The sequence below is a fragment of the Mycobacterium sp. KBS0706 genome (genome assembly GCF_005938675.2).
In the GTDB taxonomy this organism is placed as follows: Bacteria; Pseudomonadota; Alphaproteobacteria; order DSM-16000; family Inquilinaceae; genus Inquilinus.
In genome coordinates this window covers 1-7868 of the sequence record NZ_VCCH02000179.1, presented here as the reverse complement: position 1 = coordinate 7868, position 7868 = coordinate 1, and the positions used below count along the sequence as shown (strand labels likewise).

Here is a 7868-nt window from a genome sequence, read left to right as displayed (position 1 = left end):
TTGTAACTCACCCCAGAATGCAGGCGTTCCCCTCGCTGCCGCGCAGCAGGTTCTCATAATCCACCCCTTTCATCCGTTCAGCGGACGGGCGGCCATCTGTGTCGGCGAACGATACAACCGGGCCGGCAGGCGCCTGTTGCTGCGCTTTGACGACGGCGCAATCTGTTCGGTTCCGCCGCAATGGACTGACGCTGCCACTCCCGATCCTGAGATCGTTATGGGGCAAAGCCGTGCGCTGTTCCGGGTCGCGGACCTGATGGAACTGGCCCGCCTCGTGGCTCGTATGGCCTCGCGCGGGCCGGGCACATCGTAAGGATAATTTTGCCGCTAGTGTAAGGTAATTGACGCCGCGGCCATGCCGATGGAACTGGATTTGCGCCATATAGTGGCCGTTCCTGGAACGCGTTGTCGGCGCTTGTGCCTTGACAGGTTAACTCAATGCGGCACATTTTTGATTACACATCGATCGAGCCGCTTGGGGGTGACCGTGCCAGCAAGTCACAGCAGTCGGCGTTCAAAGGTCGACGCCCTGACCGAAGACGGCACGCTGAATCCGGCGCCCGAGAGGGTGTGCGACCCGAAGTTCCAGGTGGGCGGCTTCTTCGATCCGCGCGATCTCGTGCAGGTGAAGTACGAGATGCTGCGGCGTGTGTCTGTCGAGAGGGCGTCGGTGACGGACGTATCCGACGAATACGGCGTCTCCCGCCCGACCTTTTACCAGGCGAAGGCGGACTTCGAAGAGGCAGGCATAGCGGGGCTTGTTCCCAAGAAGCGGGGCCCGCGCGGTCCCCACAAGCTCCAGGGCGAGGTGCTGGCCTTTATCAATGCGCGGTTGATCCCGGGCGAGCCGATCCGGGCGCGCGAGCTGGCAAGGCTGGTCCAGAGCGAGTTCGGCCTGGAGGTGCATCCGAGAACGATCGAGCGCGCGATCGGTGCAAAAAAAACGCCGCGATGATCATGGCCCGCCCGAAGCCGACAGGGCACTTGCCAACCGCCGAGGAACAGTACGAGCTGTTGCGCGCCGCCATGCTCGGCGCGGCACTGTCTCCGGACGCCCGCACCGGGCTGATCGTCCTTCTACATTGCGGCATGTGGTCGTGGGCGCGCGTCATCGATCGTGCCCGGCAAGGACCGATCCCGGCTTCCTCGGCTCGCCCGTCGCATCTGGGCGGGCCCTGCGAACAGCGCGCGGTCGTCCACCTGCTCGCCACCATGGCTATGACGATGACTGAGCGGAGACCAGCATGAACGCGTTGCCCAAGGTCCAACCTCGTCACCTCGAACGGGGCGCCTATCTCTACGTCCGGCAATCGTCGATGCGGCAGGTGATGGAGAACGTCGAGAGCACCAAGCGGCAATACGCCCTTCGCGGCCGTGCGAACGCGCTTGGCTGGCGCGACGATCAGATCATCGTCATCGACTGCGACCAGGGCGAATCCGGGGCATCGGCATCGTGGCGCGAGGGATTCCAGCGCCTGGTGACCGATGTCGGCATGGGACACGCCGGGATCGTCATGGGGCTGGAAGTGTCCCGACTGGCACGGAACAATGCCGATTGGCATCGGCTCCTGGAGATCTGCGCCCTGGCCGACACGCTGATCCTCGACGAGGACGGCGTATACGATCCGGCCAGCTTCAACGATCGGCTCCTGCTCGGCCTCAAAGGAACGATGAGCGAGGCCGAACTCCACGTCCTCAAGGCTCGACTGCGCGGCGGGATCCTGAACAAGGTGCGACGTGGCGAATATCGCTGCCCGCTCCCGACCGGCCTGGCTTATGACGACGTCGGCAATGTCGTGCTCGACCCGGATGCCCAGATCCGGGCCACGATCGCGTACTTCTTCGAGACATTCTCGCGGGTTGGCTCCGCCTGCCAGACGGTCAAGGTGTTCCATAGGGAGGGGCTTCGCTTCCCGTCCCGGATCCGCAATCAGAAGGCGACGATCTTCCAGCCGCTGACCATATCGACGGCGATCCGCACGTTGAACAATCCCCGCTACGCGGGCGCTTATGTCTATGGCCGGCGACATTACAGGCGTGCCGCCGATGGGAAGAAGCTGCTCCGAAAGCGCGAACCCGGTGACTGGCTCTCCTGCATCCCCGACGCTCATCCCGGCTACATCACCTGGGAGCAGTTCCAGCAGAACCTCAAGACTCTCGAGGCCAATGGCCACGGGTTCGAGGCCGCTCGTGCCTCGCCGCCGCGGGAGGGCTCGGCGCTGCTGCAGGGGCGTGCGGTGTGCGGGCGCTGCGGCAGACATCTCGGGGCTCGCTATGTCGCCCGGCGCGGCAGGCTGGAGGCATGGTACGTCTGCGGCCAGGCGCACAACTCTCGTGGCGAACCGACGTGCCAGTCGATCGCGGGCGGGCCCATCGACATCGCGATCGGCGAATTGATCGCCGCCGAGATGACGCCGGCTGCTGTCGAACTGGCCCTGGAGATCCGCAAGGAGATTGAAGCGCGTCATGACGAAGCCGATCGGCTCCGGCTTCGCGCCGTTGAACGCGCCCAGTTCGAGGCCGATCTCGCGCAGCGGCGCTTCATGCTGGTCGATCCGAGCAACCGTCTGGTCGCAGATACCCTCGAACGCGAATGGAACGACAAGCTGCGCGCCTTGGCCTCGGCGCAAGAGGATAGAGAGCGCGAGCGGCAGAAGGACCGGAGTGCGGTCGATGGCGCAATCCGCAAGCGCCTGGTCGCCATGACGACGGACTTCGCAACGCTTTGGCGTGATCCGAGCCTTCCGAACCGCGAGCGCAAGCGGCTGCTCGCCTACATCATCGAGGACGTCACCCTCGTCAAACTTCCAGCCGAAGGAACGACGCGGATCCATGTCCGCTTCAAGGGCGGAAGGACTGAGACGCTGACGACGCAGAACCCCAAATCCTCGGCTCAGCAGGTCAAGACCGATCCCAAGGTGGTCGAGCTCGTCGACACCCTCCTCGACAGCCACATCTATCCCGAAATCGCCGACATTCTGAACGATCGAGGCATCCGTCCCGGCGGTTCGGCAAGGCGAGGTCAGGCCGACGCGCGGTTCACCGCCTTGCGGGTTGCCTATCTCGCCAACGAGTACGGGCTCCGCTCCCGCTACGACCGGCTCCGGGATCGAGGGTTGTTGACGCGGGAGGAGGCAGCATCACGCTTCGGGATCTGCGAAAGCACCCTGATCCGATGGGTCGAGCACGGCCTCGTCATGAGGCATGCCTACAACGCCCATGCGTATCTCTATGAAGCGCCAGGGCCGACCCCTCCGCTCAAGCAAAGCAGCCGATAGAACCGGCTCACCGATCGGGCAGCAGCGATCCGCCAGGCAGGCGAAGCAAAATGCTCACATCAAACGGCAGGAGATGCAGTATGAAGCCACGCGGTTGGCGAACAGGCACAGCCCCGTGCCGTCGTAGTGAAGAATCTTCAGGTAATCCGCTTTCCTGGACCTGAAGAGGAACAGATGGCCGGAATACGGACCTGCCTCAACACCGCAGCGACGTCGGCGGCCAGGCCGTCGAAGCCGCGCCGCATGTCCGTCGGACGGCAGCAGAGATAGACCTTCGTGCCGGGCGTCACCGTGATCACGGCAACTCCTTCAGCGCCTGCAGCACGCGCCGCAGCGCCCCCTGGTTGACGAAGGCGTCGACCCGGACCCGGGCACCGCCCGGCAGGGCGATCTCGATCGCTCCCGGCCGCTGCTCGGAGCACGCCGCGGCGGAGGCTAGACCGGAACTCGCGGACCGCTCCGACGGTGCCGCCAGCGGCAGGCTCGCCGCCGCGGCTGTCCCTTCGCTTCCGCCGAACACGCCCAGCGGCACGAACTCCATCGGTACCACGGATGCGTCATCGCCCTCACGCCCGGTCCGCTTCGCGACACCACGGCCTCGGCCCGCCTGACGCAGCCACTTGAACAGCAGGTTGGCGTTCGCCTCGTACTGCCGCGCCACCTCCGCCACCGACACTCCAAGCACCAACGTCGCTTCGATGATCCGCTGCTTCTGCTCCTCGCTCCAACTCCGCCGGCCCGAGCTCGACATCTGGCTCCACTCCACCATGGTGTCCACCAACGCTGATGGTGGACACCATCCTGGAGCCTCCTCTCCTCCAACGGCAGGCGGCCTTCACATCACGCGTACTCCTGGGCCGGCTGCGGCACCAGACCTTCTTCTCGCTGGCCGAGGCCAACCAGGCGATCGCCGCCATGCTCGATCGCCTGAACGGCAAGGTGAAGACCTCGCTGAAGCCGACACGCTCGTCTACGTCGAGCAGCACATCGGTGATGCAGGCAAGCGGCATCGCGCCATAGAACTTGAGGACCAGTTCCTCGGCGCTGTCGGGCACCGATCTCTCGAGCCGGTCGACACGAAGGCCGCCGCCATCGATCGCGCCGCCAGGGAGGCGTCCCGTCTGTCCGAAGCGGCGAGCGGCGGGCCGCGCGCTGACGGGGTGACTATGGCCAGGGCCAGCACGCAGTGCGTCGCGGCGTCCCGGCGGACGAGGCCATCGCGACGAACAACCTGACGCATCCCCAGGACATCGCCCAGATCCGCGCCGCGGCCGCGACGGTGGCTCGCAGACAGACAAGTCGTTGAACTACAACGATACCCGGCCACTTCGCGGCTTTGGGCCTACAACCCCAAAATTCGGACACTCACGGAGCAACGCGCCGGGGTCGCGGTGGTGATCCCCCGCGCGACCGCGGTGCGCAGCTGCGAGATCGGGTCGCCGACCATTGCGACCGGCATCTCGAGACGATCGCAGCCCGCGGACTGCTGGGCTGGCAGGCCACCACCGGCTACGGCCAACGCGCCCGGGTCGAAGACCACCATGGGACGATACATGGCGCTGACCGGGCCCCGGCTGCGCGCCCGCGGCTTCGCCGCGCAGCAGACCGAGCCGCCATCGGCGTCGCCGCCCTCAACCGCATGCTCGGCGCCGGACGCCCGGACTCCGTCCGCCGCTTCACCTCCGCCCCATAGCCCCGATGGGGAAAGGGGCAATCTTGGCCATCTCAATGAAGCGCGACAACGCCCAACGTCAGGCTCCCTCGCCGCCGCAGCCCGCCTCATAGGCCCGCCAGTTCCGCACCTGGTACTTCATCTTCGGAATGTGGTGGCGGCGAGCGGCGTTGTGCTTGTGCTGCATCCGGACTACCAAACTGCGGGAAATCCCTCCTACCTCAACCGCACCACCCTGTCAGCTCTGGGGAAGTGCACCAACGCTCAGGCCGATAGATCCGACATGGCTGCATATATCATCGAGAAAGCCGCGGGACGCGGCCCGCTCTATCTCGTCGAAATCAAGGGGGAGAAACCGATTTGGAGTCCCGAGCTCCGCCGGGCCCGCCGCTTCAGCTCTTGGGAGGCGGCAGTCGATGCCGTGGCCGGCCTCCGGGAAATCTTTAAGGACCTGAGCGAGGACTACTTGGTTATCGAGCGGCGCTGACCTGCGAGATCACCAAGAGGGGTAGCTCACGCTTACCTTGGCCGAGCAGAAGCGGGCGGCCACCGCGCCTGCGCCCGAGCGGGCGTTGCCGGCGCCGGCGCGCGCATCGAACCGGACGCCCCGCGTCGCAGCCTCAAGCTCTGATCGTCAAATGGATCTCTGGCATTGCTGGAGGCCGGGAGCAGTTGCATCAACCTCCCGGCCAGATTCAGACCAACCCACTTCTTCCCAGATGCTCTCGCGTGAAAACACCCAATCACAGCCAAAGATCAGTAATAGGAAAGTCTTTTCTCAAGTCCGAATTGCTCGCGGAGAAGGTTTTCATTTATGCGAGGAAATTCATCCGCTTCTTGGCTTTCCAGTGGCCCGATCCCTGTTGTCCACAATTCCTCGTCCTTTCCCGACTTCGATAGCCCATAAAGCGCATGCCACGCGTGAATGAGCTCATGAGCCAAAACGATGTGCGCCGCGACTGTCTCTCCCTTGTTGGTAAAGCACTGCGCATTCGTAAAGGCACACACGCAAACGCTTCCCTGCTTATTCGACGCGTCTTCCGGGCTCAGCGGCCTGTTATAGCTTCCGCCCACATAATAAAATGGCGTCGAATTCATATTGTATTTCGCCTCATAGGTTTTGACGACCGTCCTGTCCATCGTGCCGTCTATCCATACACGCTTCAGGCCACTCTGTATGGCATGAAAGTCTCCGGGCTTAATCTTCACATTGACACCCGGAGGAAAATCTCCTCGATGAGAAGGTTTCGCCGCGGCGATGAGCCTCAGCAAATCCTGCCCAGATGGGATCGAGTTAATCAGGCGTAGCGCTTCAACAACGATCTTCTCGAAAAATGGATGCTGGGCCGGCGCGTACTCCACGGCAAGCACAGGGAAGTCACTAAGAACATGGATCCTTTCCGGTGAAGAGGATGGAGCCTGCGGGCGAGGAGTTCTACAACCCGTTAACTTGCGCAGCCACTCATGGAATTGCTCTGACTTCATCGTCCGTTCACCGGAACAGTTGCACATCCCCGCCATCTGGCTGGGAGCGGCAACATCGATCATAATTGCGTCAAATATGTGATAAGCCAGGATCGAGCTGGACGGAACGCCGAACCGTAGGCCTTCGTCGGCACGGAGTTGCGGAAGAACAAACGTGCGGAAGGGCCCACCGGCTTGTCGGTCGAGCCGAAGTGGGCGGCCACCGCGCTTGAGCAGTCGCCTGCAAGACGCATCCGGCCCCAACCCGCCGGATCGAACCGGATGCCCCGCGCCCCAGCCTCAAGCTGTGACGCTGCCTGCAAATTAGGAGACTGCCAGCAAATTGGGCAGAAAAAGACCTGGTGCACGCGGCTCAAGGCATACAGCGCGCTCCGCGCTCCTCCCAGCCGCCGTGGATCGAGATGCCGGAGCTGCGCATACCAGGCGATGAAGCGCCGCGCGCCGCCCAGGGTCAGCTCGGCGCGTTCATCGAGCCCGCGTCCCGCACAGTAGGCGCGGAACCGCTTGATCCATTGCAGGTAAACGCTGGCGCTACTGTCCTGCACGGAGCGATCGGCACGCCAGATCCGGAGCATATCCTTGGTGGTGGGCGAGGCTTCGGCAACGCGCGGTGCGATCTGATGTGCCATCGGGCTTGGTCCCCATCGACCACCGGACCGTAGGGATCGGCAACCTCCCGGTCAGGCCCCATCCCATGTTGGCCGGTGCCGCCCCGCGGCCATCCGACGTCCCATGGCGGCTTGAAGCCCAACGGCGCCGGAATGCTGTTCAACATCTGCGGCGAGAGCGACCGGCGAAGGCCAAGCAGCACGGGCCCCTCGGCGAGATCGATCCCAGGCGCCGGCTCTCCGCCGAGCGCGCCGATCACCGCCGCCGGCGACACATGCATGAGAGCCGTTCGGACCGCTCGGATGCGCCGGCGCAGCCAACGGACAGCGCTGGGCAAGGTGACGTCGAGCCCGCGCAGCGCATCCGCCGCGGCCTCCAGGCTCTTGGCTGACAATGCGACGGTGACGCTCGTCTCCATCGACGCGAGCAGGCCGGGCAGCTTGGCGGCGAGGAAGTCCGGCAACAGGCTGAATGTTCGACGGCCCTCAGGACAGTATCACCGTGCGATCCGCAGCCCTGATGGCGTCACCCGGGCGTAGCTGCCGTGACGGGCAAAGGAGCAGCCGCCCGACGGATGCAGGGGGCAGCCGGACAATCGGGCCGCGCGCCATTCCCGGTTCCGGATATAGGCATCGACGCTCGACGATGTTCGGAGCGGAAGCTGCACGGTCGCTCTCCCATGCGTCGGCGGAGCGCCACGCGTGGGCGAGGATTATGCGGAGTCCCGTCGGCTGCCGTCACCGCCAAACCCGGCACCGCCGACCCGCCACTCCACATAAAAACGAACTCCAGATAATGGGCCCAGCAGGCCACCTCGACCAGGT

11 protein-coding genes and 1 pseudogene are annotated in these 7868 nt (G+C 64.5%); 6 read left to right on the top strand and 6 right to left on the bottom strand.

The genetic code is table 11. The features are described 5' to 3' along the window. The 4 genes from FFK22_RS43540 to FFK22_RS40085 form a co-directional block, all read left to right on the top strand. Positions 1–313 (top strand): DUF5372 family protein (locus tag FFK22_RS43540; RefSeq protein ID WP_186002931.1); only part of this gene is annotated, 313 nt, incomplete at its 5' end. 168 nt (positions 314–481) lie between these two features. Continuing rightward, on the top strand, positions 482–955 hold the full coding sequence (locus tag FFK22_RS40095) for a helix-turn-helix domain-containing protein (RefSeq protein WP_221939241.1): 474 nt from the start codon (positions 482–484) through the stop codon (positions 953–955). Beyond that, positions 952–1248 carry a hypothetical protein gene (locus tag FFK22_RS40090; RefSeq protein ID WP_138893611.1) on the top strand — a complete coding sequence of 99 codons (297 nt, stop codon included), beginning with the start codon at positions 952–954 and terminating at the stop codon, positions 1246–1248. Before FFK22_RS40095 ends, FFK22_RS40090 begins: the two co-directional genes overlap by 4 nt. Beyond that, positions 1245–3278: a recombinase family protein gene (locus FFK22_RS40085; protein WP_186002930.1), complete on the top strand. Its 2034-nt coding sequence runs from the start codon at positions 1245–1247 to the stop codon at positions 3276–3278. Before FFK22_RS40090 ends, FFK22_RS40085 begins: the two co-directional genes overlap by 4 nt. Before the next feature lie 54 nt (positions 3279–3332). Here the strand turns inward: FFK22_RS40085 and tnpB (FFK22_RS44950) are convergent, their stop codons facing one another. From tnpB (FFK22_RS44950) to FFK22_RS40075, 3 genes are read right to left on the bottom strand one after another with little or no spacing between them, the layout of a single operon-like run. Beyond that, positions 3333–3452: an IS66 family insertion sequence element accessory protein TnpB gene (gene tnpB, locus FFK22_RS44950; RefSeq protein ID WP_373683775.1), complete on the bottom strand. Its 120-nt coding sequence runs from the start codon at positions 3450–3452 to the stop codon at positions 3333–3335. After that, the gene (gene tnpB / locus FFK22_RS44645) at positions 3416–3577 is read right to left on the bottom strand and encodes an IS66 family insertion sequence element accessory protein TnpB (protein WP_306770252.1); all 162 of its coding nucleotides are present in this window, start codon (positions 3575–3577) and stop codon (positions 3416–3418) included. The genes tnpB (FFK22_RS44950) and tnpB (FFK22_RS44645) overlap by 37 nt, the downstream gene beginning before the upstream one ends. Further along, positions 3574–4029, bottom strand: a complete 456-nt coding sequence (locus FFK22_RS40075; protein ID WP_186002929.1) for a transposase — start codon at positions 4027–4029, stop codon at positions 3574–3576. The genes tnpB (FFK22_RS44645) and FFK22_RS40075 overlap by 4 nt, the downstream gene beginning before the upstream one ends. Positions 4030–4064: 35 nt before the next feature. Here FFK22_RS40075 and FFK22_RS40070 point away from each other — a divergent pair, with 35 nt between their 5' ends. Then, a complete protein-coding gene (locus FFK22_RS40070) occupies positions 4065–4298 on the top strand; it encodes a hypothetical protein (RefSeq protein ID WP_138893577.1) in 234 nt (77 codons plus the stop codon). A gap of 720 nt (positions 4299–5018) precedes the next feature. Here the strand turns inward: FFK22_RS40070 and FFK22_RS40065 are convergent. Beyond that, positions 5019–5137 (bottom strand): annotated as a pseudogene (locus FFK22_RS40065) (IS5/IS1182 family transposase); the annotation flags it as partial. Here FFK22_RS40065 and FFK22_RS43535 point away from each other — a divergent pair. Beyond that, on the top strand, positions 5123–5437 hold the full coding sequence (locus FFK22_RS43535) for a hypothetical protein (protein WP_186002933.1): 315 nt from the start codon (positions 5123–5125) through the stop codon (positions 5435–5437). The pseudogene FFK22_RS40065 and the gene FFK22_RS43535 sit on opposite strands and share 15 nt — an antisense overlap. Positions 5438–5706: 269 nt before the next feature. Here the strand turns inward: FFK22_RS43535 and FFK22_RS40055 are convergent, their stop codons facing one another. Both FFK22_RS40055 and FFK22_RS40050 read right to left on the bottom strand, forming a co-directional pair. Then, positions 5707–6498, bottom strand: coding sequence for a M91 family zinc metallopeptidase (locus FFK22_RS40055; protein WP_138893575.1), 792 nt, complete (start codon positions 6496–6498; stop codon positions 5707–5709). After that, a complete protein-coding gene (locus FFK22_RS40050) occupies positions 6495–7064 on the bottom strand; it encodes a hypothetical protein (protein WP_138893574.1) in 570 nt (189 codons plus the stop codon). Before FFK22_RS40050 ends, FFK22_RS40055 begins: the two co-directional genes overlap by 4 nt. Positions 7065–7868: the final 804 nt, after the last annotated feature.

Coding starts and splice junctions, on each gene's coding strand:
- FFK22_RS40090 (WP_138893611.1), top strand. CDS start 952: ATGATCATGGCCCGCCCGAAGCCGACAGGGCACTTGCCAACCGCCGAG.
- FFK22_RS40085 (WP_186002930.1), top strand. CDS start 1,245: ATGAACGCGTTGCCCAAGGTCCAACCTCGTCACCTCGAACGGGGCGCC.
- FFK22_RS40075 (WP_186002929.1), bottom strand. CDS start 4,029: ATGTCGAGCTCGGGCCGGCGGAGTTGGAGCGAGGAGCAGAAGCAGCGG.
- FFK22_RS40070 (WP_138893577.1), top strand. CDS start 4,065: ATGGTGGACACCATCCTGGAGCCTCCTCTCCTCCAACGGCAGGCGGCC.
- FFK22_RS40055 (WP_138893575.1), bottom strand. CDS start 6,498: ATGATCGATGTTGCCGCTCCCAGCCAGATGGCGGGGATGTGCAACTGT.
- FFK22_RS40050 (WP_138893574.1), bottom strand. CDS start 7,064: ATGGCACATCAGATCGCACCGCGCGTTGCCGAAGCCTCGCCCACCACC.